The organism is Dyadobacter psychrophilus (assembly GCF_900167945.1).
GTDB classification, from domain to species: Bacteria; Bacteroidota; Bacteroidia; order Cytophagales; family Spirosomataceae; genus Dyadobacter; species Dyadobacter psychrophilus.
In genome coordinates this window covers 99,170-125,329 of the sequence record NZ_FUZA01000006.1, presented here as the reverse complement: position 1 = coordinate 125,329, position 26,160 = coordinate 99,170, and the positions used below count along the sequence as shown (strand labels likewise).

At 44.0% G+C, this 26,160-nt stretch carries 21 protein-coding genes and 4 tRNA genes; 22 read left to right on the top strand and 3 right to left on the bottom strand.

Going from position 1 to position 26,160, the window contains the following annotated elements; genetic code table 11:
• Positions 1-85: 85 nt before the first annotated feature.
• The 19 genes from B5X68_RS20515 (at position 86) to B5X68_RS20425 (ending at position 20,721) form a co-directional block, all read left to right on the top strand.
• A tRNA-Tyr gene (locus B5X68_RS20515) sits at positions 86-168 on the top strand.
• A 59-nt stretch (positions 169-227) separates the two neighbouring features.
• Positions 228-300 (top strand) — tRNA-Gly (locus B5X68_RS20510).
• Between the two features lie 85 nt (positions 301-385).
• Positions 386-457: transfer RNA gene (locus B5X68_RS20505), tRNA-Thr, on the top strand.
• 279 nt (positions 458-736) lie between these two features.
• Entirely contained in the window at positions 737-1,924 is a 1,188-nt protein-coding gene (gene tuf / locus B5X68_RS20500; RefSeq protein ID WP_026631774.1) for an elongation factor Tu, read from the top strand.
• Positions 1,925-2,026: 102 nt separating this feature from the next.
• Positions 2,027-2,097 (top strand) — tRNA-Trp (locus tag B5X68_RS20495).
• Positions 2,098-2,113: 16 nt separating this feature from the next.
• Positions 2,114-2,305 (top strand): preprotein translocase subunit SecE, encoded by a 192-nt coding sequence (gene secE / locus B5X68_RS20490; protein ID WP_082216649.1) that lies wholly within the window; start codon positions 2,114-2,116, stop codon positions 2,303-2,305.
• A gap of 36 nt (positions 2,306-2,341) precedes the next feature.
• Positions 2,342-2,896: a transcription termination/antitermination protein NusG gene (nusG, locus tag B5X68_RS20485; RefSeq protein ID WP_082216648.1), complete on the top strand. Its 555-nt coding sequence runs from the start codon at positions 2,342-2,344 to the stop codon at positions 2,894-2,896.
• A gap of 77 nt (positions 2,897-2,973) precedes the next feature.
• The gene (rplK, locus tag B5X68_RS20480) at positions 2,974-3,423 is read left to right on the top strand and encodes a 50S ribosomal protein L11 (protein ID WP_026631777.1); all 450 of its coding nucleotides are present in this window, start codon (positions 2,974-2,976) and stop codon (positions 3,421-3,423) included.
• Positions 3,424-3,460: 37 nt separating this feature from the next.
• Positions 3,461-4,159, top strand: a complete 699-nt coding sequence (rplA, locus tag B5X68_RS20475) for a 50S ribosomal protein L1 (RefSeq protein ID WP_082216647.1) — start codon at positions 3,461-3,463, stop codon at positions 4,157-4,159.
• 1 nt (position 4,160) lies between these two features.
• The gene (rplJ, locus tag B5X68_RS20470; RefSeq protein WP_082216646.1) at positions 4,161-4,691 is read left to right on the top strand and encodes a 50S ribosomal protein L10; all 531 of its coding nucleotides are present in this window, start codon (positions 4,161-4,163) and stop codon (positions 4,689-4,691) included.
• Between the two features lie 86 nt (positions 4,692-4,777).
• Positions 4,778-5,164, top strand: coding sequence for a 50S ribosomal protein L7/L12 (rplL, locus tag B5X68_RS20465; protein WP_026631780.1), 387 nt, complete (start codon positions 4,778-4,780; stop codon positions 5,162-5,164).
• A gap of 321 nt (positions 5,165-5,485) precedes the next feature.
• Complete coding sequence (gene rpoB, locus B5X68_RS20460) at positions 5,486-9,349, top strand: DNA-directed RNA polymerase subunit beta (RefSeq protein WP_082216645.1); 3,864 nt, start codon at positions 5,486-5,488, stop codon at positions 9,347-9,349.
• A 90-nt stretch (positions 9,350-9,439) separates the two neighbouring features.
• The gene (gene rpoC, locus B5X68_RS20455; protein WP_082216644.1) at positions 9,440-13,762 is read left to right on the top strand and encodes a DNA-directed RNA polymerase subunit beta'; all 4,323 of its coding nucleotides are present in this window, start codon (positions 9,440-9,442) and stop codon (positions 13,760-13,762) included.
• Positions 13,763-13,898: 136 nt separating this feature from the next.
• The gene (locus B5X68_RS20450) at positions 13,899-14,228 is read left to right on the top strand and encodes a DUF3467 domain-containing protein (protein WP_082216643.1); all 330 of its coding nucleotides are present in this window, start codon (positions 13,899-13,901) and stop codon (positions 14,226-14,228) included.
• Positions 14,229-14,367: 139 nt separating this feature from the next.
• Positions 14,368-14,829, top strand: a complete 462-nt coding sequence (locus B5X68_RS20445; RefSeq protein WP_082216642.1) for a (2Fe-2S)-binding protein — start codon at positions 14,368-14,370, stop codon at positions 14,827-14,829.
• Positions 14,830-14,831: 2 nt separating this feature from the next.
• A complete protein-coding gene (locus B5X68_RS20440; protein WP_082216641.1) occupies positions 14,832-16,976 on the top strand; it encodes a xanthine dehydrogenase family protein molybdopterin-binding subunit in 2,145 nt (714 codons plus the stop codon).
• A 115-nt stretch (positions 16,977-17,091) separates the two neighbouring features.
• Positions 17,092-18,057, top strand: coding sequence for an aldose epimerase family protein (locus B5X68_RS20435; RefSeq protein WP_082216640.1), 966 nt, complete (start codon positions 17,092-17,094; stop codon positions 18,055-18,057).
• Positions 18,058-18,099: 42 nt separating this feature from the next.
• Positions 18,100-20,040: a KUP/HAK/KT family potassium transporter gene (locus B5X68_RS20430; protein ID WP_082216639.1), complete on the top strand. Its 1,941-nt coding sequence runs from the start codon at positions 18,100-18,102 to the stop codon at positions 20,038-20,040.
• 288 nt (positions 20,041-20,328) lie between these two features.
• A complete protein-coding gene (locus B5X68_RS20425) occupies positions 20,329-20,721 on the top strand; it encodes a hypothetical protein (RefSeq protein WP_082216638.1) in 393 nt (130 codons plus the stop codon).
• Positions 20,722-20,824: 103 nt separating this feature from the next.
• Here the strand turns inward: B5X68_RS20425 and B5X68_RS20420 are convergent, their stop codons facing one another.
• Entirely contained in the window at positions 20,825-21,073 is a 249-nt protein-coding gene (locus tag B5X68_RS20420; protein WP_082216637.1) for a hypothetical protein, read from the bottom strand.
• Positions 21,074-21,341: 268 nt separating this feature from the next.
• On the opposite strand from B5X68_RS20420, the gene B5X68_RS20415 reads away from it, so the two are divergent.
• Positions 21,342-21,653: a hypothetical protein gene (locus B5X68_RS20415; RefSeq protein ID WP_141110370.1), complete on the top strand. Its 312-nt coding sequence runs from the start codon at positions 21,342-21,344 to the stop codon at positions 21,651-21,653.
• 81 nt (positions 21,654-21,734) lie between these two features.
• Here the strand turns inward: B5X68_RS20415 and B5X68_RS20410 are convergent, their stop codons facing one another.
• Positions 21,735-23,033, bottom strand: a complete 1,299-nt coding sequence (locus B5X68_RS20410) for a YihY/virulence factor BrkB family protein (protein WP_082216635.1) — start codon at positions 23,031-23,033, stop codon at positions 21,735-21,737.
• Positions 23,034-23,158: 125 nt separating this feature from the next.
• Between B5X68_RS20410 and B5X68_RS20405 the strand changes: the two genes are divergently transcribed.
• Complete coding sequence (locus B5X68_RS20405) at positions 23,159-23,521, top strand: hypothetical protein (RefSeq protein ID WP_082216634.1); 363 nt, start codon at positions 23,159-23,161, stop codon at positions 23,519-23,521.
• Positions 23,522-23,572: 51 nt separating this feature from the next.
• Here B5X68_RS20405 and B5X68_RS20400 read toward each other — a convergent pair whose 3' ends face one another.
• A complete protein-coding gene (locus B5X68_RS20400; RefSeq protein ID WP_082216633.1) occupies positions 23,573-24,589 on the bottom strand; it encodes a LacI family DNA-binding transcriptional regulator in 1,017 nt (338 codons plus the stop codon).
• 127 nt (positions 24,590-24,716) lie between these two features.
• Here B5X68_RS20400 and B5X68_RS20395 point away from each other — a divergent pair, with 127 nt between their 5' ends.
• A complete protein-coding gene (locus B5X68_RS20395; RefSeq protein WP_082216632.1) occupies positions 24,717-26,135 on the top strand; it encodes a Gfo/Idh/MocA family protein in 1,419 nt (472 codons plus the stop codon).
• Positions 26,136-26,160: the final 25 nt, after the last annotated feature.

The following is a 26,160-nucleotide window of genomic DNA, read 5'->3' as shown; positions in this document are numbered from 1 at the left end:
ATTTGAGAATTTAAGAAAAGGGTATAATTTTGCGACTCCAAAAAGTGAAACAAGCGGTTTTCACGGTTGTGTTGAAATGTTGATTGGGGGTGTACCAGAGCGGCCAAATGGGGCAGACTGTAAATCTGCTGGTGTATGCCTACGGTGGTTCGAATCCATCCGCCCCCACAGTTTGTGCCATAATGAGCTTCTGAAATTACCAGTTTCAGGAGAAGGCAAAAACAAATGCGGAAGTAGCTCAGCTGGTAGAGCGATAGCCTTCCAAGCTATAGGTCGCGAGTTCGAACCTCGTCTTCCGCTCATTTAAAACACCATCGAAGCGATTAGCGAAAACATTCATTAGATACTTTTTCGCTAATCGCTTTTTGGCTGTAATCGGTTTTCTGCTTTTGTAGCTCAGGGGTAGAGCACTTCCTTGGTAAGGAAGAGGTCAGGGGTTCAAATCCCCTCAAAAGCTCGGAAGATGAGAAGTTGAGTAGAGCACTTCCTTGGTAAGGAAGAGGTCAGGGCCGGGCGGCCGGTGCCGTTCAAATCCCCTCAAAAGCTCGGAAGGATGTTTTTAAACGTTCTTTTGCTTTTAATTGTTAATATAGATTGGCAGTTAGTAAGACAAGATTTTGATCCTTGTATTTAGTTAAATTGATTTTGGAGTGCTTGGCTAGTGTAAGCTAAACAGGATCAATCATTAGTGTTTAATAAATTCGTTGTAACTTTTAATTTTAAGCGTACTTAAGTCATGGCAAAAGAGACGTTTGACCGCTCGAAACCCCACGTAAATATTGGTACTATCGGGCACGTTGACCACGGTAAAACTACCCTTACTGCAGCTATCACAACTGTGTTGGCGAAAAAGGGTCTAGCAGTACTTCGCGATTTCTCATCAATTGATAATGCTCCTGAAGAGAAAGAGCGCGGTATTACGATTAACACATCCCACGTTGAGTATTCGACAGCAAACCGTCACTATGCTCACGTTGACTGTCCAGGTCACGCGGATTATGTAAAGAACATGGTAACTGGTGCTGCACAGATGGACGGCGCTATCATCGTAGTTGCTGCTACTGATGGACCAATGCCACAAACGCGTGAGCACATTCTTTTAGCTCGCCAGGTTGGTGTTCCTCAGCTTGTTGTGTTCATGAACAAAGTGGATATGGTTGATGATCCAGAACTTCTTGAACTTGTTGAAATGGAAATCCGTGAGCTTTTGAGCTTCTACGATTACGATGGAGACAACATTCCTGTAATCCAAGGTTCTGCTTTGGGTGGTTTGAATGGCGAAGAAAAATGGGTTAAAACGATCGAAGAATTGATGGACGCTGTTGACAGCTACATTCCAATTCCTCCACGTATGACTGATCTTCCTTTCCTTATGCCTGTTGAAGACGTATTCTCGATCACTGGTCGTGGAACTGTTGCAACTGGTCGTATCGAAAGAGGAGTAATCAACTCTGGTGAAGCAGTTGATATCCTTGGTATGGGTGCAGAAGGTCTTAAATCAGTAGTAACTGGTGTTGAGATGTTCCGTAAGATCCTTGACCGTGGAGAAGCTGGTGATAACGTAGGTCTTTTGCTTCGTGGTATCAACAAAGAAGATATCCGTCGTGGGATGGTAATCTGCAAGCCAGGTTCAGTTAAGCCTCACGCTGCATTCAAAGGCGAGGTTTATGTACTTTCGAAAGAAGAAGGTGGACGTCACACTCCATTCTTTAACAAATACCGTCCTCAGTTTTACTTCCGTACCACGGACGTAACAGGTGAAATTTCTCTACCAGCCGGTGTTGAAATGGTTATGCCTGGTGATAACATCACAATTGATGTGAAATTGATCAACAAGATTGCTATGGAAAAAGGTCTTCGTTTCGCGATTCGTGAAGGTGGACGTACCGTAGGTGCTGGTCAGGTAACTGAAATTCTTGACTAATCAAGATTGTAATATTAAAACAAGTGCATTTCCTCTGGGATGCACTTGTTTTTTATAAATAAATCGTATCTTTGCAGCCCGAAAGTACGGGTCGTGTGATAAACGGGTGTAGTTCAAGGGTAGAATAGCGGTCTCCAAAACCGTTGATGGGAGTTCGAATCTCTCCACCCGTGCATAATAAAAGGAAAAATGGAAAAATTTACTTCTTTTTTGAAAGCTTCCTGGGAAGAAATCACCCAGCACGTGACATGGCCTCCTTTTAACGAGCTTCAGGCCAATACGACACTTGTGCTTGTCGGTTCGCTTATTTTCGCCTTTGTGGTAGGCGTGATGGATTTTGTCTTTGAAAATGCACTGAACTTGTTTTATCAGTCTTTTTAAGGCTATTTTTATTATAGTGGCAACCCCCGGAATGGTATGAGTAGTCTAAATTGGTTTGTATTGAGAGCAGTGTCTGGACAAGAGAAAAAAATCAAGTCCTACATTGAAAATGAAATAACACGGCAGAAACTTAATGAATTCGTTCCGCAGATTCTGATACCTTCTGAGAAGATATACGAAATGCGTAATGGAAAGAAACGTGTTAGGGAAAAAAACTTTTTTCCTGGATACATAATCATTTCGGCTGATTTATCTAAAGGAGAAGTTCTTCACATAATTACCAGTATTCCTGGTGTTATTGGCTTCCTCGGAAATGCAGAAGGTAACTCAAAGGTTCCTGTACCACTTCGTCAATCTGAAATCAACAGGATTTTGGGTAAAGTAGATGAAGCTGAGCAGCATGAGGAAGCGCCGAGCATGTCGTTTATCAGAGGGGAAACTGTCAAAGTTGTTGATGGTCCTTTTAGCGGCTTTATCGGAGTAGTCGAAGAAGTATTTGATGAGAAGAAAAAACTCAATGTAGTTGTAAAAATATTCGGGCGTAATACACCCGTGGAACTCAGTTACGCACAAGTAGAAAAGGATAGTTGAAAGAGTAACGGGCAGGGTAAGCTTCCACTTGCATGTTAAGCCGTTAAACAATCAATGAACCGACAAATTACAAAACAATGGCAAAAGAAATAGGTGGATACGTCAAACTACAGGTAAAAGGTGGCCAAGCCAACCCTTCACCTCCAATCGGTCCTGCATTAGGATCGAAAGGTTTGAATATCATGGAGTTTTGCAAGCAATTCAATGGCCGTACCCAGGATAAAATGGGTGTGGTATTGCCGGTAGTTATTACATACTATAAGGATAAGTCTTTTGACTTCGTCATTAAGACCCCCCCGGCCGCGATTCTGCTTCTGGAAGCATCAAAAGTAAAGACAGGTTCGGCTCAGCCAAACCGTTTGAAAGTAGGTTCGGTATCATGGGATCAGGTTCGTACGATCGCTGAGACAAAGATGCCAGACTTAAACTGCTTTACGATTGATTCTGCTATGAAAATGATTGCGGGAACGGCTCGTAGTATGGGTATTACTGTAGCAGGCAAAGCCCCGTGGGAAGAAAACAACTGAGCGTAGAAATTTTTATACGCTGAAAGAAACAAAGAACATGGGAAAACTGACCAAAAAGCAAAAAGAAGCTCTTTCGAAATTCGACGCAAATCAAGTCTACTCTCTTGAGCAGGCAGCGGACGTACTTAAGACGATTTCTTATACCAAATTTGATTCTTCTGTGGATATCGACGTTCGTTTAGGCGTAGATCCGCGTAAAGCTGATCAAATGGTACGTGGCGTGGTAACATTGCCACACGGAACCGGAAAAGAAGTTCGTGTATTGGTTTTGTGTACTCCGGATAAGGAGGCAGAAGCGAAAGAAGCAGGAGCAGATTACGTTGGTCTTGATGAGTATATCCAAAAGATAGAACAAGGCTGGACTGACATCGACGTAATTATCACAATGCCGAGCGTTATGGCAAAAGTGGGACGGTTAGGTAAGGTTTTAGGTCCTCGCGGATTGATGCCAAACCCTAAATCAGGAACGGTAACTCCGGACGTAGCGAAAGCTGTGAAGGAAGTGAAAGCGGGTAAGATTGATTTCAAAGTTGATAAAACGGGAATCATTCATACAAGCGTAGGTAAAGTTTCTTTTGGAAACGACCAGCTTGTACAGAACGCACAAGAAGTTATCAATACTCTGGTTCGCCTTAAACCATCTTCGGCAAAAGGTACTTACGTTAAAAGCATTCACTTGTCAAGCACGATGAGCCCGGGTGTTACTATTGATAAAAACACGATTCCAGGATTATAATATGACACGGGAAGAGAAAGCAGTAATTATAGACGAATTAAGTCAAAAATTCGCTAGCACCCCATACTTCTATATAACCAATGCAAGCGGCATGTCCGTAGGCGAAGTTAATACACTAAGAGGCCTTTGCTTCGAACGTGGTGTGGAGTATCGTGTTGTTAAGAATACATTGATAAAGAAAGCACTAGAAACATTAGATACGGATTATTCTTCTTTTGACGAAGTTTTGAAAGGAATGTCCGGAGTAATGTTTCACCCGGAGTCAGGTAAGGTTCCTGCACAATTGATTAAAGAATTCAAGAAGAAATCAGGTAGTGACAAGCTTAAATTTAAAGGAGCTTCTGTTGATTCATCTGTTTTCGTTGGTGAAAGCCAGCTTGACGTTCTGATTTCTCTGAAATCAAAACAAGAAATGATTGGAGAGATTATTGGATTGTTGCAATCGCCTGCTAAAAATGTTATCGGCGCCCTACAAAGCGGTGGAAACAAATTGGCTGGTATTTTGAAGACCTTGTCTGAGAAAGAAGACTAATATTTAATAGCCAGGCTGAGCTCTCCGGGACAAAAAATGGAGCTTTTAAAATCATCTTATTGTATAATCAAAAAATCTAAATAAAAATGGCAGATTTGAAAGCTTTCGCAGAACAGCTTGTTAACCTTACGGTTAAAGAAGTGAACGAATTGGCTACAATTCTTAAAGACGAGTACGGTATTGAGCCTGCAGCTGCTGGTGCAGTTATGGTAGCAGGTCCTGCTGCTGGCGGTGGTTCAGATGCTCCTGCAGCTGAAGAGAAAACATCTTTTGATGTGATCTTGAAAGCAGCTGGTGCAAGCAAACTGGCTGTTGTGAAATTGGTTAAAGACCTTACTGGTCTTGGCTTGAAAGAAGCGAAAGAACTAGTTGACGGCGCTCCTAAGCCTGTTAAAGAAGGAGTTGCAAAAGACGAAGCAGAAGCTTTGAAAAAACAACTTGAAGAAGCAGGTGCAGAAGTTGAAGTGAAGTAATTTGCTTTATACCAATAGCCTATAATTCTAAGGAATGAGGCCTGATTTGCGTCAGGTCTTTTTCCTATTTATGTGTATACCAAACGAAAAACTTGTTTTTTGCGTTTGTATTTAGATAGCCCTTCATTAATTCCGGGTTTATCATTCTTCTTTTCAAATAATTTGCGCGAAACACTTCTTTACTCGTAGGAAAGGAGAATAGGGGCAGTTATTTATCTCTACGAGGCAAAAGATTAGGTTTAAAACTAATTATTACGATTGCGTTGCGTAAAGGTCACTTCAACGCATTAGTTTTTCTACTAACCAAAATCAAACATAGCCTTGGCTACAATTAAAGCAACACCTAGAAAGAATTTTTCCAGGATTAATCAGATTATCGATTATCCAGATTTGCTAGGAATCCAGGTTCAATCATTCCGGGATTTCTTTAGTCTTGATACATCGGTTGAAGATCGTTCGGGAGAAGGATTGTACAAAGTTTTCGCAGAAAACTTTCCTATTGCCGATTCACGCGACAATTTCGTGTTGGAGTTCATTGATTATCTTCTTGAACCGCCGAAATATTCTGTCGATGAATCCATTGATCGCGGACTGACTTATGCAGTGCCGTTGAAAGCTAAATTACGTTTGATCTGTAATGATGCTGATCATGAAGAATTTGAAACCATTGAGCAGGAGGTTTTCTTAGGAAACATTCCTTACATGACCGAAAGAGGTTCTTTCGTAATCAATGGTGCTGAGCGCGTTATCGTTTCACAACTTCACCGCTCACCAGGTGTGTTCTTCTCCATGAGCAAGCACACCAACGGTTCTAAATTGTACTCTGCGCGTATTATTCCTTTCAAGGGATCTTGGATTGAATTCTCGACAGACGTTAACAATGTGATGTACGCGTACATCGACCGTAAGAAAAAATTCCCAGTTACAACATTGCTTCGTGCCATCGGTTTCGGATCTGATAAAGATATCCTTGACCTTTTCGGATTGTCAGAAGAAATCAGTGCAACACCAACCAACTTGAAAAAAGCTGTTGGCCGTCGCTTGGCTGCAAGGGTTTTGAGAACCTGGACAGAAGATTTCGTGGATGAGGATACTGGCGAGGTGGTTTCTATTCAACGTAACGAAGTGTTACTTGAACGCGATTCGACTATTTCTGCTGAGGACATCGAAGTAATCGTGGAATCAGGACAGAAATCTGTCATCCTGCACAAAGAAGATATGAATGTTGCGGATTATAACATTATCTATAATACGCTTCAAAAAGATAGCTCAAACTCTGATAAAGAGGCAGTTGAGCAGATTTACCGCCAGTTGCGTAATGCTGAGGCACCGGATGAACAAACTGCTCGCGATGTAATTCAGAGCTTGTTCTTCAGTGACAAACGTTACGATCTTGGTGATGTTGGCCGTTACAGGATCAACAAAAAATTAGGTTCTGACACAAGTTTGGACGTTCGCGTTCTTACAACAGGTGATATCGTTTCCATCGTAAAGTATTTGATCGGATTGATCAATGCAAAAGCGGTTGTCGATGATATTGACCACTTGTCAAACCGTCGTGTGCGTACAGTAGGCGAGCAGCTTTATGCTCAGTTTGGTGTAGGTCTTGCACGTATGGCGCGTACCATTAAGGAACGTATGAACGTGCGTGATAATGAGGACTTCAAGCCTGTTGATTTGATCAATGCGCGGACATTGTCTTCTGTTATCAACTCATTCTTTGGTACAAACCAATTGTCGCAGTTTATGGATCAAACCAATCCATTGGCTGAGATTACGCATAAGCGTAGAATGTCGGCACTTGGGCCAGGTGGTCTTTCTCGTGAAAGAGCTGGTTTCGAGGTTCGTGACGTTCACTACACGCACTATGGTCGTCTGTGTACGATTGAAACTCCTGAGGGACCAAACATTGGTTTGATCTCATCACTTTGCGTTTTTGCGAAAGTGAATGGAATGGGCTTTATCGAAACGCCATACCGTGTCATTGACGGCGCCGGAAAGCTGACGAACGAGCTTATATATATGACTGCCGAAGAAGAAGATTCCAAATACATTGCCCAGGCTAATGCTTCGGTGGATAAAGAAGGAAACTTTACGGTAGAAAAAATCAAGACGCGTTTTGAAGGTGACTTCCCGATGGTGGATCCTTCACAAGCTTCATTTATGGACGTTGCTGCGAACCAGATCGTTTCGGTTGCCGCTTCATTGATTCCATTCCTGGAACATGATGATGCCAACCGTGCCTTGATGGGATCTAACATGCAGCGCCAGGGTGTTCCATTGTTGCGTCCACAAGCGCCAATCGTAGGAACAGGCCTTGAAAAGCGTGTTGCAATGGATTCAAGAGCATTGGTTGTCGCAGAAGGTGACGGTGTTATTGAATTTGTTGATGCGAAGAAAATCGTTGTTAAATACGACAGAACAGACGACGAGCGCCTGGTAAGCTTCATTGAAGACAGCGTTTCTTACGATCTTGTTAAATTCCGTCGTACCAACCAGGATACTTGCCTTAATCTTCAACCAATGGTTCTTAAAGGCCAAAAGGTGAAAAAAGGAGAAGCGCTTTGCCAGGGATATGGTACAGAAGGTGGTGAACTTGCATTGGGCCGTAACCTTTTGGTTGCGTTCATGCCTTGGCAAGGATACAACTTTGAGGATGCGATTGTAATCTCGGAGAAAGTGGTTCGTGAAGATATCTTTACTTCTATTCACATTGAAGAATTTGAATTGGAAGTGCGTGATACAAAACGTGGAGAAGAAGAACTTACTGCTGAGATTCCAAACGTAAGTGAGGAAACAGTTAAAAACCTTGACGAAAATGGTATCGTTCAGGTTGGTACAGAAGTAAAAGAAGGAGATATTTTAATCGGTAAGATCACTCCAAAAGGAGAGTCCGATCCAACTCCGGAAGAAAAACTACTTCGTGCGATCTTTGGTGATAAAGCTGGTGACGTTAAGGATGCTTCGAAAAAAGCGCCACCGTCGATGAAAGGTGTGGTTATCGATACCAAACTTTTCTCTCGCCCAACCAAAGAAGAGCGTGCTAAACACAAAGACGAACTTCGTTTATTGATGAAAAAATACGGTCGCGAGCTTACAGCGCTTCGTGGACGTATCATTGAGAAGTTGGTTGAACTTGTTGATAGCAAAACCAGCCAGGGTGTTAAACATAAATTTGGTGATGAGTTGATCAGCAAAGGAATGAAGTTCAATGTGAGAAATATCTCGGAGAACCTTTTCCCTGCAAACAACCCATACCGCGATGAATCTCAATATGCAGTGGCCGAAGAAGTAAACCTTATCGGTGACGTATTGACAGATTCCTGGACTGAGGATGCTACAACCAACGCACAAGTTTCATTGGTTCTTAAAAATTACCTGAACGCCCGCAGTGAATTGATGGGCCGTTTCAAACGCGATCGTTTTGCGCTTGAAGTTGGTGATGAGCTTCCAGCTGGAATCGTAAAATTGGCGAAAGTATACATTGCCAAGAAACGCAAATTGAAAGTTGGGGATAAAATGGCAGGTCGTCACGGTAACAAAGGGGTTGTTGCCCGTATCGTTCGTGATGAAGATATGCCATTCCTTGAAGACGGAACGCCGATGGATATCGTGTTGAACCCACTTGGGGTGCCATCACGTATGAACATTGGTCAGATATATGAAACCATTCTTGCTTGGGCAGGTCTGAAACTGGGTCGTCGCTATGCTACTCCGATCTTCGATGGAGCAACGGAAGCGGAAGTTGCGGCAGAGTTGAAAGAAGCTGGATTGCCGGATTGGGGACGTACATTCCTTTACAATGGTTTGAGCGGAGATCGCTTCGATCAGCCAATTACAGTTGGTTTGATGTACATGATGAAACTGGGTCACTTGGTTGACGATAAAATGCACGCGCGTTCTATCGGGCCATACTCACTCATCACACAGCAACCATTGGGTGGTAAAGCACAATTCGGAGGTCAGCGTTTTGGAGAAATGGAAGTGTGGGCGCTTGAAGCATTCGGTGCATCGCACATTCTTCAAGAAATCCTGACAGTTAAATCCGATGACGTGGTTGGCCGCGCCAAGGCATACGAAGCAATCGTGAAAGGTGAAAACCTTCCGAAACCAAATATTCCGGAGTCATTCAACGTACTTGTTCACGAGCTTCGTGGACTAGCATTGGAGATTACACTGGACTAATTTTTAGTCGTAAGCAGCGCATTGAAAGATGCGCTGCTTAGAAATGAAATCAATTTGAGTTTCGACTAACAGACAAACGACTTTTTAATTATGTCTTTCAAAAAGAACAAAAAACTTAATAGTGATTTTTCCAGAATGACGATCAGTCTGGCTTCACCTGAGTCTATCCTTGAGAGCTCATTTGGTGAAGTAACCCAGCCTGAAACCATCAACTACCGGACTTACAAGCCGGAGATGGGCGGATTATTCTGCGAAAGGATCTTCGGTCCTGTGAAGGACTGGGAATGTCATTGTGGTAAATACAAACGTATCCGTTACAAGGGAATCATCTGCGACCGTTGCGGTGTAGAGGTTACTGAGAAAAAGGTACGTCGCGAGCGTATGGGCCACATTGAATTGGTGGTTCCGGTAGCGCACATCTGGTATTTCCGCAGCTTACCGAACAAAATCGGTTATCTGTTGGGATTATCGACCAAGAAATTGGATCAGATCATTTATTACGAGCGATATGCAGTAGTTCAGCCTGGTGTTAAAGAAGAAGATGGCGTAGGTTATCTTGACTTTTTGACAGAAGATGAATACCTGGATATCATCGACAAATTGCCACGCGAAAACCAAATGCTTCCGGACACGGATCCAAACAAGTTTATCGCGAAAATGGGTGCGGATGCGCTTGAAATGCTTTTGAACAGAATTAAACTGGATGAGCTTTCATACGAACTTCGTCACCAGGCAGCAACGGACACTTCGCAGCAACGTAAAGCAGAAGCATTAAAGCGCCTGAAAGTTGTAGAAGCATTCCGCGATGCAAACACACGCATTGAAAACCGTCCTGAGTGGATGGTGATCAAGATGGTTCCGGTTATTCCACCAGAACTTCGTCCGCTTGTGCCTTTGGACGGTGGTCGTTTTGCGACTTCCGATTTGAATGACCTTTATCGTCGTGTAATCATTCGGAACAACCGTTTGAAACGTCTGATCGAGATCAAAGCACCTGAGGTGATCTTGCGTAACGAAAAACGGATGTTGCAGGAAGCGGTAGATTCACTTTTCGATAACAGCCGTAAAGTAAACGCGGTGCGTTCAGAAGGTAACCGTGCATTGAAATCACTTTCTGATATGCTGAAAGGTAAGCAAGGACGTTTCCGTCAAAACTTGCTTGGTAAGCGTGTCGATTATTCTGGTCGTTCGGTAATCGTCGTTGGACCTGAATTGAAATTGCACGAATGCGGTTTGCCAAAAGATATGGCGGCAGAATTATTCAAGCCGTTCATTATCCGCAAGCTCATCGAACGTGGAATTGTTAAAACAGTAAAATCAGCGAAGAAGATCGTAGACCGTAAGGATCCTGTGATCTGGGATATTTTGGAAAACGTTTTGAAAGGACATCCTGTTCTGCTAAACCGTGCTCCAACATTGCACCGTTTGGGTATACAGGCATTCCAGCCTAAGCTGATCGAAGGAAAAGCGATTCAGTTGCACCCATTGGTTTGTACTGCATTTAACGCTGACTTTGACGGTGACCAGATGGCCGTTCACGTGCCATTGGGTCAGGAAGCCGTTTTGGAAGCTTCAATGTTAATGCTTTCGTCGCATAACATTCTTAACCCTGCCAACGGTGCACCGATTACGGTTCCATCACAAGACATGGTTCTGGGTCTGTATTATGTTACAAAAGGCCGCGTAAGCACAGATCATTATCCGATTATCGGAGAAGGAATGATCTTCTACGGTCCGGACGAAGTAATCATTGCCATCAACGAAGGCAAATTGTCAAAACATGCGAATATCAAATGCCGCCTGCGCGTTCGTAATGACGACGGAACATTTGAAACGAAAATGGTTGATACCGTTGCCGGACGTATCCTTTTCAATCAGGCTGTTCCTGAGGAAGTAGGTTACATCAATGAATTGCTGACTAAAAAGAAATTGCAGCAGATCATTGGTTTGGTGTTCAAATTGGCTGGTGTTGCGCGTACAGCTCAATTCCTGGATGAAATCAAAGAACTTGGTTTCCAAATGGCTTTCAAAGGCGGTTTGTCAATGGGATTGAATGACGTAATGGTGCCAGACGAAAAAGTGAAACTGATCGAGCAAGCGAAACTGGACGTGGAAAACGTTTGGAGCAACTACTTGATGGGTCTTATCACTGAAAACGAGCGTTACAACCAGGTTATCGATATCTGGACACGTGTTAACTCACGCATCACAGAGACGTTGATGAAGCAGTTGGAAACTGACCAAGGCGGATTCAACTCGATTTATATGATGATGCACTCAGGTGCACGTGGTTCGCGTGAGCAGATCCGTCAGCTGGGTGGAATGAGGGGTCTTATGGCCAAGCCTCAGAAAAACATCGCGGGTGGTGCAGGTGAAATCATCGAGAACCCGATCCTTTCCAACTTTAAAGAAGGTTTAGACGTTCTAGAATACTTTATCTCAACACACGGTGCACGTAAAGGTCTTGCCGATACAGCCTTGAAAACGGCTGATGCGGGTTACCTGACACGTCGTTTGCATGACGTTGCACAAGATGTTGTTGTTATCGAAACAGACTGCGGATCACTTCGTGGAATTGCAATCTCTGCTTTGAAAGACAACGAAGATATCGTTGAACCACTTTCTGAGCGTATCCTTGGACGTGTAAGTGTTCACGATGTATTTGATCCTTTGTCTAACGAAATGATCCTGGCTTCTGGTCAGGAAATTACGGAAGAAATCGCTTCTTACATTGATGAAACGAGCATTGAAACAGTTGAAATCCGTTCAGTATTGACTTGCGAAACACGTAATGGTGTTTGTGCGAAATGCTACGGACGTTCATTGGCATCTGCTCATATGGTGAACATTGGTGAAGCTGTGGGTGTAATTGCATCGCAGTCTATCGGTGAGCCGGGAACACAGTTGACACTTCGTACATTCCACGTCGGTGGTACAGCTTCCAACATTTCTGTTGAAGCAAACATCAAGGCGAAATTCGACGGTGTGATTGGTTTTGAAGATCTGCGTCTTGTTCAGTCTGTTAATTCAGAAGGCGACGACGTGACAGTAGTAATGGGTCGTTCAGGAGAAGTTAAAATCACTAACCCAGAAACTGGCCAGCTATTGATCTCAAACAACGTTCCTTATGGAGCACATCTTTTGGTAAAAGATGGAGAGAAGGTTCAAAAAGGACAAGAACTTTGTACTTGGGATCCATATCACGCAGTAATCCTTTCGGAATTCACCGGAGTAGTATCTTTCGATGCAATTGAAGAAGGCATTACATATCGTGAAGAATTTGATGAACAAACTGGTTTCCAGGAATCTGTGATTATTGAAACACGTGATAAAACCAAAAACCCGGCTATCGTGGTAAAAGGTAAGTCAACGTTGTTGAAAGATCAGACAGAAAAAGGTTATAACCTTCCTGTTGGAGCACGTTTGGTGGTGAAAGCCGGAACGAACATTAAGGCAGGTCAGCCATTGGCGAAAATCCCACGTGTTGTTGGTAAAACACGCGACATTACGGGAGGTTTGCCACGTGTAACTGAACTTTTCGAAGCTCGTAACCCGTCAAACCCAGCAACTGTTTCTGAAATCGATGGTGTAGTTTCTTATGGAGGTGTAAAACGCGGTAACCGTGAAATTCATATCGAATCAAGAGACGGAACACAACGTCGTTACATGGTTGCGCTTTCGAAACACATTCTGGTTCAGGATGGTGACTTCGTAAGAGCAGGGGATCCATTATCTGACGGTGCGATCACGCCAGCTGATATCCTTTCTATCAAAGGACCAACAGCGGTTCAGGAATATCTTGTAAATGAAATTCAGGAAGTATACCGTCTGCAAGGTGTGAAGATCAACGATAAGCATATCGAATGTATCGTACGCCAAATGATGCAGAAAGTAGAGATCCTGGATGCAGGTGATACCAACTTCCTTGAAATGCAACCGGTTGACCGTGTTGTGTTCCGTGAGGAAAATGATAAGATCCTTGACATGAAAGTGGTTGAAGATGCAGGAAGCTCTGAAACACTGAAACCGGGTATGATCATTTCTGTTCGTCGTTTGCGTGATGAAAATTCAAGCTTGAAACGTCGTGACTTGAAACTGGTTACTGCTCGTGATGCGCAGGCAGCAGTTGCGAAACCTACTTTGATGGGTATCACACAAGCTTCATTGGGTACTGAAAGTTTCGTTTCTGCGGCTTCGTTCCAGGAAACAACCAAAGTATTGAGCGAAGCAGCTGTTCGTGGAAAACGCGACGAACTGAAAGGCTTGAAAGAAAACGTGATCGTAGGTCACTTGATCCCAGCCGGAACAGGAATGCGTCAATACGAAAGCCTGATCGTTGGATCAAAAGAAGAATTCGATGCCTTGACTGATTCCCGTGAAAAACTTTCACGTAAGAAAAAGGAATTGGTTTAGATCAATCTGAATAAATAAAAGAGCCGGTTCTGCGCAAGTGGGACCGGCTCTTTGCTGTTTTAACGCTAATTTTTAGTAATTTCCGCAGAGATAATTAATCGCTGCCAGGCGCCACGGCGCTCATAAAAACCAACCGATGGAAGACGACAACAAAGAAAACGAACAACAGATCAACGTAGAATTATCAGAAGAAATGGCCGAAGGGGTTTATTCCAATTTAGCCATGATCGCACATTCAAACAGCGAATTTATACTCGACTTTATTCGCTTAATGCCCGGAGTTCCCCGTGCGAAAGTGAAAGCACGCATTATCATTACACCGGAACACGCAAAACGCCTGATAGCAGCATTAAAAGACAATATTCAAAAGTATGAAGACCAGTATGGACCTATTCCGAACTCTCAGGATAGTGAGCCTACGTTCAATTTCCCGATCAGTTTCGGTGGGCCCGGCGGCGAAGCATAGCATTATCGGGAGTTTATTTATTGACCTCTTTTGATTGGCGATCTAACTTAAGTCGCTTAATGTCACCGTACTTTTGACATTTTTTGTAACTTCGGTATCTGCATAAGTAGCAATCATTTCCGAACCCAATAATTTCACCATGGCGTTATTCAAACTTTCAATTAACAACCGTGCCTATGACGCAGATGTCGAGCGGGACACTCCATTGTTATGGGTGCTCCGGGACAATCTGGGACTCGTCGGCACCAAATACGGCTGCGGGATCGCCCAATGCGGTGCGTGCACTGTCCACCTGGACGGAAAAGCAGTACGTTCTTGCGTGCTTCCTGTTTCGGCTGTTGGAAAAGCAAAAGTGACAACAATTGAAGGCCTGTCAGAAAAAGGCGATCATCCGGTTCAAAAAGCCTGGGATGAAGTAGATGTTGCGCAATGCGGCTATTGCCAGGCTGGTCAGATAATGACTGCCGCAGCATTGCTGAAAGAGAAACCAAAGCCAACTGACGAAGAAATAGTCTCCACCATGAGCGGCAACATTTGCCGTTGCGGAACTTACCACCGTATTCGTGAGGCAGTGAAAGTAGCAGCATCCAAAACCAACTGACCATGCAGACATTAGAACAAACTTCGAGGCGCAATTTTATGAAAATTGCAGCTGCGGCAAGTGGTGGGCTGTTTTTGGGTTTCAATTGGACCAATTCATCTGCGTTACCAGTTGTTGTTGATGCAAAAAGCATTGCTGCCGGATCGATCAATTTTAATAGTTATCTTTCTATTGGCACGGATAACATTATAACCATTGTTTCTCCAAACCCGGAAATCGGGCAAGGAATTAAGACCGCATTCCCGATGGTGGTTGCCGAGGAACTGGATGCGGACTGGAAACAAGTGAAAACGGTTCAGGGAAATCTTGATACCGGAATATTCGAAAGACAAGTTACTGGCGGCAGCGGCGCCGTTCCGCATTCATGGGAGCGACTTCGCAAAGCAGGAGCAACAGCACGCCATCTCTTGGTCGAAGCAGCCGCAGCAAAATGGAATGTGCCCGCAACTGAGCTTACCACTGAAAATGGCAAGGTTTTACATAAAACTTCGGGGAAATCTGCTTCTTACGGGGAGCTTGCAGAAGCAGCTTCCAAATTGACTGCGCCAACGGAGGTTAAGTTAAAGGAGGAAAAGGATTTCAAATTGATCGGACAATCTGTTCGCAATGTTGATAACCATAATATAGCAACAGGTAAGCCTCTTTTCGGACTTGATTTTTATAAAGAAGGAATGTTGTTTGCCTTGATCCAGAGACCAAAAGCATTTGGATTAAAACTTAAATCCGTCGATTCCGCAGCAGCGAAAGCAATGCCGGGGATTGTGGACGTCGTAACATTCGAAAACAGCGTAGCCGTGGTTGGGAAATCAACCTGGCAGGTTAAAAAAGCCAAAGACGCGTTGAAAATTGAATATGAAAAAGCAGCTGAACTTGAAAGCACTGCCGATCATAACCGCATATTCACACAGCTGATGGATAATGGCGAAGCAACGGTAAGGCGCAAAGACGGAGACGTGGATGCTGCATTCAAAGGCGCTGCGAAGGTCATTAAGGCCGAATATCAATGTCCTTTTCTGCCGCACAGCCCATTGGAACCCATGAATTTCTTTGCACACGTACGAGAGGATGGCGTTGAGCTCGTTGGGCCTACACAAACACCCGAGCGTGCACGCACCGAAGTTGCCAAACTTACCGGCATTGCCCCAGAAATAATTACCGTTGAGATTACACGTCAGGGAGGCGGATTTGGTCGCAGGCTATCAGCAGACTTTGTTATTGAAGCAGCCCACGTTTCAAAACTTGTGAAAGCGCCTGTAAAAGTGGTTTGGACGCGCGAAGACGACATGACTGGCGGCACTTACCGCCCCGCAGTGCGTTATCGCTTCGAAGCAGCTTTGGATAAAAACGGCACAATGATCGGTTATAAATTGCGCGGCGTTGGAATGAACTCAGGTAACTCCACACGCGAAGACAATTTCCCGTCCGGATCGGTTGATAACCTGCTAATCGACTCGGTTGAGCATAAATCACCCATTACAACAGGTCCCTGGCGTGCACCGATCACAAACTTCCTGGCCTATGCAGAGCAGTCTTTCCTGGACGAAGTGGCAGAAGCAGCAGGAAAAGATCCGGTTGCATTCAGGCTTGAACTACTTGAAAAAGCCAAAAAATCGCCGGTTAATGCCATCAAATATGATGTCGATAGAATGATCGCGGTGATCAAACTGGCGGCTGAAAAAAGCAACTGGGGCAAAAAGAAAGGTGTTTTCCAGGGATTCAGCGTTTACTTTTCACACAGGTCATATGTTGCGCAAGTAGGGGAAATTGTCATGCAAAAAGGCAAGCCTGTATTGAAAAATGTAATTGCAGCAGTCGATTGCGGAATTGTGATCAATCAAAGCGGTTCATTGCAGCAGGTTAGGGGCGGAGTTGTTGACGGATTGGGCCATGCAATGTATGGTAACATGACATTCAAAGACGGTGCGCCGGATCAAAGCAACTTTAATGGCTTCCGCCTGATCAGGATGAACGAAATCCCGGAAGTGGATGTCCATTTTGTTAATAATGGCATTTCTCCGACGGGTTTGGGCGAACCGGCCTTACCGCCTGCTGGTGGTGCAATGGCCAATGCTTTCTATAAAGCGACAAAGCAAAGGCTGCGTAATCAGCCATTTGTGAATGAAGAGGTCTTCAAAGGCATATCATAGTTTTTTTATTGCACCTGCATTTATAATATAATTCAGACAGTAAGAGAAAATGTCCGGCGGCATTTTTTATCTTACTGTCTTTTATTTAGTCCCTAATCATTCCTGAACCATTCACATGAAGAAAGTCATACTGCTCATTGCATCTATATGCTTGTTTGTCACCGCATTCAGGCTGGCCGATTTTCCAGAGGCAAAAATTTCTAACGGCATTATCAGTGCAAAGCTGCTTTTACCCGACGGTAATACGGGATATTATCGCGGCACCCGTTTTGATTGGGCTGGCCAGGTCGAAAGCCTGGATTACAAAGGACATTCCTATTTCGGTCAATGGAACAGCACATATGATCCTAAATTGCATGATGCCATTATGGGACCGGTTGAGGAATTTGTCGCCCTTGATTTTGATGCAGTCAAACCAGGTGAAACGTTTGTGAAAATTGGCGTAGGCACATTGGTAAAACCCGATGACAAGAAATATGCGTTTGCAACAAACTATGAAGTGAAAGATGCAGGCAAATGGACGGTCGACAAAAAGAGCGATCAGGTAACATTTACGCACACGCTGAAAGACGCGACGGGATACGGCTATGTTTATACAAAAACATTGAAGCTGGTAAAGGGAAAACCGCAACTGGTTTTAGAGCACAGCCTTAAAAATACCGGCACAAAAGAAATTAAAACAAGCACCTACAATCACAATTTTTTCATGATTGATAAGGAGCCAACCAACGAAAATATCAGGGTCGTATTCCCTTTTGATGTCAGTGGCGAAGGAGCTGGTTTCGGAACGATCATCAATGCAAAGGACAAAACACTCAGCTATTCCAGGCCAATGGGAAAAGGCGATCAGGTGTTCAGTAGCGGTTTGAAAGGCTTTGGCCCGACTGCGAAAGATTATGACATTCGCATCGAGAACATTAAAACGTCCGCCGGTGTTAGGATAACGGGTGATAAGCCTTTGGAAAAACTGGTTTACTGGGCCTGCCCAACCACTTCGTGTCCGGAACCTTACATTCAAATAAGTGCAAAGCCGGGTGAAGAAACAAAATGGAATATTAATTATGAGTTCTACACTTTTTAAACCAGCCGGTCTTTAATTTCGCACACTTCATTGATACATTAAATGGGATCGCATAAACATCTGGATAAAGCGTCGGCAGCGGGGCTTCTCGTTGCATTAGGAATTATTTTTGGGGATATCGGCACCTCGCCGCTTTATGTGATGCAAGCCATTATTGGCAAAGAAGCAATTTCAGCCGAGGTTGTCTATGGAGCGGTCTCCTGTGTTTTCTGGACGCTGACACTTCAAACTACATTAAAATATGTAATCCTCATTCTCCGCGCCGATAACAAAGGTGAAGGCGGAATTCTCGCATTATACGCCTTAGTGCGTAAAAATGCGACATGGCTCACGGTCCCTGCCATTATCGGTGCCAGTACATTGCTGGCAGATGGGATTATTACGCCGCCCATTTCCGTATCGTCTGCGGTAGAAGGTCTGAAAATCCTTTATCCTAATATTGAGACCATCCCGATCGTCATCGGCATTCTCACACTGCTTTTCATCATTCAGATATTTGGTACAACCATAGTGGGACGTGCTTTCGGACCTGTTATGATGATTTGGTTCGTAATGCTGGCCGTATTAGGCCTGTATCAGGTGAGTGGCCATTTGGAGATCCTCAAATCGTTGAATCCCTATTATGGCTATCAGTTACTGGCAAATCATCCCGGCGGATTTTGGATGCTTGGAGGAGTTTTTCTCTGCACAACCGGTGCCGAAGCATTATACAGCGATCTGGGACATTGCGGGCGTGGTAACATTCGTATCAGCTGGGTTTTCGTAAAGACCTGCCTGATACTCAATTATTTTGGTCAGGGTGCATGGCTGATAGCCAATTCAGGAACATATCTGAATGGCAAAAAGCCATTTTTCGAAATGATGCCCGACTGGTGGCTGCTGCCAGGGATTGCGATTGCAACCATGGCTGCTGTAATTGCCAGTCAGGCGCTGATTAGCGGATCATTTACACTGATATCAGAAGCAATCCGTCTCAATTTCTGGCCCAAAGTGCGATTGGTTTACCCAAGTGATCAAAAGGGACAACTATATGTGCCAAGTGTCAACTGGCTTTTGTGGGCTGGCTGCGTGGGGATTGTCCTTTATTTCAAGGAATCTTCGCATATGGAAGCCGCATATGGGCTGGCCATTACGATGACCATGATCATGACCACCATATTAATGTCGGTGTATTTGTATGTTCATAAGGTTCCTAAATGGTTGCTTGCAATCTTTATCGTGGTTTATTTGGCGATTGAAGGTGCTTTTCTGGCTGCAAACCTGCTCAAATTCACACACGGCGGATGGGTTTCACTGCTGCTGGCGACGGTCATTGGATTGGTGATAACCGTTTGGTTGAAAGCTTATTTTATCAAATTGAGGCTCACCGAATTTGAAAGTTTGGAAAAATACATTGGCCCGCTGCGTGAGCTCAGCAATGACATCAGTATACCAAAATATTCAACACACCTGATTTTCATGTCGAACGCATCACATGAATCGGAAATTGAAAATAAGATCATTTATTCCATTTTTTATAAGCGCCCTAAACGAGCTGATATCTATTGGTTTGTACATGTTGAAACAACCGATGAGCCCTATACGATGGACTATCACGTTAACATTATGGCAGAAGACGACGTGATTAAAGTGACATTCAGATTAGGTTTCCGGATCGAGCAGCGTATTAACCTTTTTTTCAGAAAAGTGGTTGAGGATATGGTCGTTAATAAAGAAGTGGACATTACCAGCCGTTACGAATCGCTGAACCGGCAGAACATTACCGGCGACTTCCGTTTCATTGTTCTCGAGCGTTACCTGTCACTTGAAAATAACCTGCCTTTTACCGAAGAAGTAATCATGAAAATCTATTTCGCCATTAAAAGCATTACAACGTCGGAAGACAAGTGGTTTGGCTTGGATAGTAGTGCGGTTAAAGTCGAGAAGGTGCCACTGGTTCTTACGCCAAGTGAAAAAATCCGAATGAAAAGGATATATAGCTAGTAAATTATCAGTCGAATTACTTCGTCTCTTAGAAAATTACTTAATTTTTGTTCCAACATGCTCATAATTGGAATTTTGGGTAAGACAATGCGCATTTTGTGGATAAGTAATTTATAACTAAGAAGATACCGGCCTGTCTAACTAACTGGGATGCTTAAAAAATGGCCCTGTTCAGCCTTAAACAGGCAATCACTGAAATCTGTTTTGCAATACAAATTTCTGGTTTTTGGGAATAGTTTTGGATGTAACTGAATGTATCAGACCATCAACATCTAAACTGAACTGAAAATGAGAACGTTAAAAACATTTATTATAGTAGCAGCATTGACGGCTTCCGCCGCGGGCTATGCGCAAACAGTCCCTACGACACCAACGTCACCGACACAGCCACAGAGCGTGCCGACGCAGGATCCTACAACAACGAACCCGGCATCGACCAATCCGACAACTGAGAAAAAAGCCGAATTCAACTCGCCGCAATCGCCGGTAAGGCCATCCAACACGCCTTCGGAAGATACGCTGATTAAAGACCAGCAGACTTCCGGCGCCATAATAAAGGATTCACTTATGCCCGCAGACAAAAAAGCGGAAAAAATGAACCGTAAAAAAAATAAAAAAGCGGCAAATGAAGCGGAATCGAACGCAACAGAAACTGTCACCGATCCTAACAAGAAACCTTAACCATCAACATTCCTTAAAGCCAAAATGCCCGGAACAGAAATTCCGGGCATTTTAATTCACTTCGCAATCGCTTTATGGTCGGAAAACGAATGTCACTGCAGGCTCAGTAATGTGCAACTTCGGGTATTGCCGGTTCCAGTTCCGATTCGGGAAATGGTTGGGTCACAACAGCTTTGTTTTCATTGACCCATGTGCACCACACTTTCCCGTTGTAAGCTCTTTTGGTTGTAGGCGTTGAGTTTCCGTTGCCATAAGTTACAGTCTCTACAATTTGATATTCGTCAACTTGCATAATCCGGGATCCGTTTTTTTCCTTCACCCAGTCGTCCTTCATATAATTTAATGTGACCATAGGTTTATGTGTTTACTATTTGGCGGATTTAAATTTTTGTGCCAAAATTTAAATTCCCAAGTGCCGTAAATATGAGATTTTAAAATGTAGTACAAATAAGTAGAATTATTTATACAAAAAAAGCTGGCAAGGCTTTTTTAACGTAGAATTTTAAAGTAGAATTTATTTATCGGACATACTCGACAATCCTTTTCATTGCCTATAGCGTATATTGGCGCATGGATAATATTATTTAAATATATTTTAGGATAATCTAAATCTGCGAATTATGACAAAGGGAAACATTAGAAAAACAGTTTTGTCTTTAAGTAATGAGACCTTCAAACATTATCTGTTACTTCGTTATGTAAACGATTCGGCCGATCCCAAATGGAAACGACTGAGCTTTGTTTCAACAGAATTGATAGGCCCCGAAGTTTGGATACAACTTCACAACTACGCGCGCGCCGATGTGGAAAGCCAGGGCGGAAGGCTGATTGGCTACGAGCTGGTAGACGAAAAACTCGTGAGGCATGACAGCATCAATTCAGATGCGTGGCCTGCAAATTGGATGTGGGTAATTCAAAAACGAGACAATTAGTATGCCGCACCTCAACTTCATCTGTTACTAATAAAGGGACTTCTGCAGGTCCCTTTATTTATGACCAGTTTCATGTGAACTTTAAGGTTTGCTTTTCGCCTGCACCTTTTTAGCGATGATTTTCCTGATGGATTCGAGCAGTCTTTCCCGAAAGATAAAACAGAGCGAAAATAGAACTAATGTAAAGCCAAGCAGGACTACAAAGCCAAGATAATCGCTATGAAAGGCGTTATTTAAAAAATGACCTATCAAAACAACCACGGTAATCACGATCATAAACACAATGACAGCTGCAAAAGCATAATAAGAAAAAGGCGCCGTAAATTCTGCAATCTTCGCCTTGATCTCCGCCCTGATCGCATTCAACTTGTCATCAATAAATTGGGTGACAGTGTCCATCATTTTGTGTGTGACCTCCTTTGGACTAAATGTCTGCGAGTCCGCTTCTTTTGTCATATCTGCCGGGTGGTCCTGTTCCATTTCCTTTCTTACCATCAATACTGCATGCTCATTGGGCGATATGCCAACACCGTCCGTCTTTGCATAGACTTTTGTGAATTCGGCTCCAAAGTATAGTATGATGGATGAATAATAGACCCAGGTCAGCAGGATCACGATGGAAGCGGATGCACCATAAGTTGCGCCCAGATCCTGTTTGCCCAGATAAAAGCTGATCGCAAACTTACCAATAGCAAAAAGTACGGCGGTGAAAGCAGCACCGACAATGCATTCCTTCCAGCGCACATGGCCATCGGGCAATATTTTAAATATGACGGAAAAAAGCGCAGTAATAATCACCATCACCACGACGACATTCAACACGGAGAAAAAGATAACAGACACTTCCGAAAAGTAACGTTCCAGCCGTGTACTCATAAGGTCGACCAATGTGTTCACACCGAGCGAAACAATGAGCAGAAATCCCAGCGTAATGATGATCGAAAAGGAAAGCAGCCTGTTTTTAAGATATTGTAGCCAACCTTTCTTCGGTTTTGATTTAATAGACCATATATAATTGATCGAATCCTGGATTTCTGCAAAAACCCCCGTAGCACCAATCAGCAGCGTAATGATCCCGACTGTGGCTGCAACGCCCGACTTATTGGAAAGCTCTGCATTTTTAATCAGTTCCTGCAATTGCGAGGCAGCCTCCTTGCCCACGAGCCCGCTTATTTGCCCAAACAGCTCTCCCTGGAATGCCTCCTTACCAAACACAATGCTCACGATGGAGATGATCACCAGCAGCATGGGAGCAAGGGAAAATATGGTATAATAAGATAATGCAGCGCTCAATTTGAGGCAGTTATCTTCCATGAACTCAGAAAAGCTGTCCTTGAAAAGCGCCAATACGAATTTTGGCCGTGATGTAGTGATGTTCATAGTAAAGCGTGCTATCTGTTAAACGCCAACCATTGATAAATATCCATGCCAGTGAAATGATCGGGCGTTGCGGGTATGATTTTTAAAGAGAGGCTCATTAAATTCATCAACTAATCATTCAGATCATGAAAAAGTTAATAGCAAGCTTCATATTCGTTTTCGCCATCACATCCGCAGTTTATGCGCAAACGACCACGCAATCGACCAATCCTAAACAGCAGGGGACTGCAACGGCAGACAGCAGTAAGGCGGGTGGCAAAAATGAGGGGACTGATACGCAGGGAACAACCCAGGGCGCAAACCATGAAATAGGAAATGATAAAGCCACGCAACCGGGTAAAGCCGGACAGGTCAATGGTTCCAATGCAACCAGTGGAACGGGGAAAGAAGGGAATGAAGCCAAAGGCAAACCCAATGCTACAAAAATGAATAAAGGAGATGCTTCGCTGAAAAAAGACGATAAATCAGCATCTAAGAAGGAAAATTAATTATCAATAACACTCTGGGTAAATGGTCTGTCTCAAAAGGCAGGCCATTTTTTATACGCGTGACGTCGATTCCCGCACGATCAGCTCACCGGAAAGAACGACTTCTTCACCGATGAAAGTGCTCTTTTTAATGTGGGTCAGCAACAATTCGCAGCTCTTGCGGCCAATTTCGTAAGCAGGCTCGGCCACAGTCGATAAGGTAGGGGAAATGATCTCACAAATCGGATCATTGGTAAAACCAATAACGCCTACTTCGGCTCCGATACGGATATTTTTACGTTTTAAAGCCACCATTGCACCAATCGCCTTCCGATCATTCACAGCGAAAATCGCGTCAGGCGTTTTTAGGTTTTCGGTAAATAATTGCGCAACATCCGATTCACCATCTTTCTGGGAAAATCCGGAATAAACGACCCATTTGTTGTCAAGTGCAAGGTTATGGTCTTGTAAGGCATCCTGATAGCCGCGAAGCCGGTTCTCAGTCAGGAAAACGCCTTTTGGGCCCGTGATATGCGCTATTTTTTCGTACCCTTTTTCAATAAGGTGTTTCACAGCCTGGTATGCGCCGTTATAATCGTCCTGCATCACTTTTGAAATATTAATCTCCTCAGGCACCCGATCGAAAAATACAACGGGAAGCCCGTCATCGATCAATTCCTGGAAATGTTTGCAGGCGTCCGAAGGTGAAGAAACACACGCCAGCAAACCATCCAGGCTGCTCAGCGAAAGATCGTAGACAATCTTTTTTTCCAGCTCGGGCGAATCGTTGGTAATGTATAAAATGATGTTATAACCCTTACTCTGAGCCACTTCCTGAATGCCGGTGATCACGGTCGAAAAATAATAATTGGTGATGGCAGGGATAATGACACCGATCTTATGCGTGCTGCTTTTCACCAGGCCCGTGGCATTGAAATTGGGCTTATAGTGCATTTCTTCAGCCTTTTCCAGCACCAGCTTCCGCGTCTGCGGGCTCACGTCATAGGCATCCCGCAAAGCCCTCGAAACAGTGGCGACCGATATGCCGAGCGCTTTTGCAATGTCCTTGATTGTGGCGAATCTGCGCATGGGTTCAGGTGCTGAAAGCAGGAAAAAGGAACGGTGATTTCGATAACGTTCTCGTTAATAATTAACTGGAATGTCCGAGATAGCTGATCGAATCCTTGTAAAATTGTAAGTATATCAAACTAAACCCATGAAAAAAAGAGATTTCCTTAAACTTACCGGGTTGAGCAGCATCGGATTGCTGAATTCCGGTTACGCAAATGCTAGCCCGCTCGATCTTCCTGCAAAGGTTATCCCGGCAGCCCCTAAGTTCAACATGAGTGGTTATGCTGCACCGAAAATAGAAACCGTTCGCATCGGTTACATTGGACTTGGCAACAGAGGAGGCGGAGCCATTCAACGGATAAAAAAGCTCGAAAATGTGCAGGTAACGGCCCTTTGTGACATCAGGACAGAAAAAGCGGAGCAAGCGAAAAAAACCTTTGAAGGCACAGGCCACAATCCCAAAGTCTATTCCGGGACAGCCGATGCCTGGAAAAAAATGTGTGAGCAGGAAAATCTCGACCTGATTTACATATGCACGCCCTGGAACCTGCACGCGCCTATGGCTAATTACGCCATGGAACACGGCAAACATGCGGCCGTAGAAATTCCGGCTGCAACAACGGTTGACGATTGCTGGAAACTCGTTGAAACCTCGGAAAAAACGAAGAAGCATTGCATGATGCTCGAAAACTGCTGCTATGATTTTTTTGAATTGCTAACCCTTAATATGGCCAGACAAGGCTATTTCGGCGAAATTATTCATGCTGAGGGCGCATATATACACGATATTTACGATTCATTTTTTGATAAGTCCAAACGTTTTGATCTCTGGCGTTTAAAAGAAAATCAGCGCAACGGTAACTTGTATCCAACTCACGGTTTAGGCCCGGTGGCACAAATCATGGACATTAACCGCGGCGATAAAATGGATTACCTCGTAAGCATGGCCAGCAATGATTTCATGCTGCAGGCCCGTGCCGAAAAGCTGGCTGCCGAAGATCCGGAATTCAAACAATTCAAGGGAAAGACATTCCGGGGAAATATGAACACGACAACGATCCGGACTGCAAAAGGCAAAACGATCATGCTGCAACACGACGTAACCTCTCCCCGCGTTTACTCCCGGTTGCATGTGATCAGTGGCACAAAAGGATCCGCACAAAAATATCCATTGCCGGAAGGAGGCCCTGCCGGAGGCCCGGAAGGACGCATTGCACAAGGTCATGAATGGCTGAAAGACGCGGAATTTAAGGCATTGGAACAAAAATACCAGCCTGAAATTGTAAAAAGAATAGGCGAGCTGGCGAAGAAAGTAGGCGGGCACGGAGGCATGGATTTCCTGATGGACTGGCGCCTGATCGACTGTCTGAGAAACGGCTTACCACTTGACCAGGACGTTTATGATGCCGCTTCATGGAGCGTAATCTCGCCATTGAGCGAATGGTCTGTTGCTCATCGTTCCAATTCCATAGATATTCCTGATTTCACGGCCGGGGCCTGGAAATCCAACAAGCCCGTCGACATTGCGCTTTCGCAAGGCGGAAATACGGGTGTGAAATCGTAATTTTTTTAATAAAAATCTTAATCAA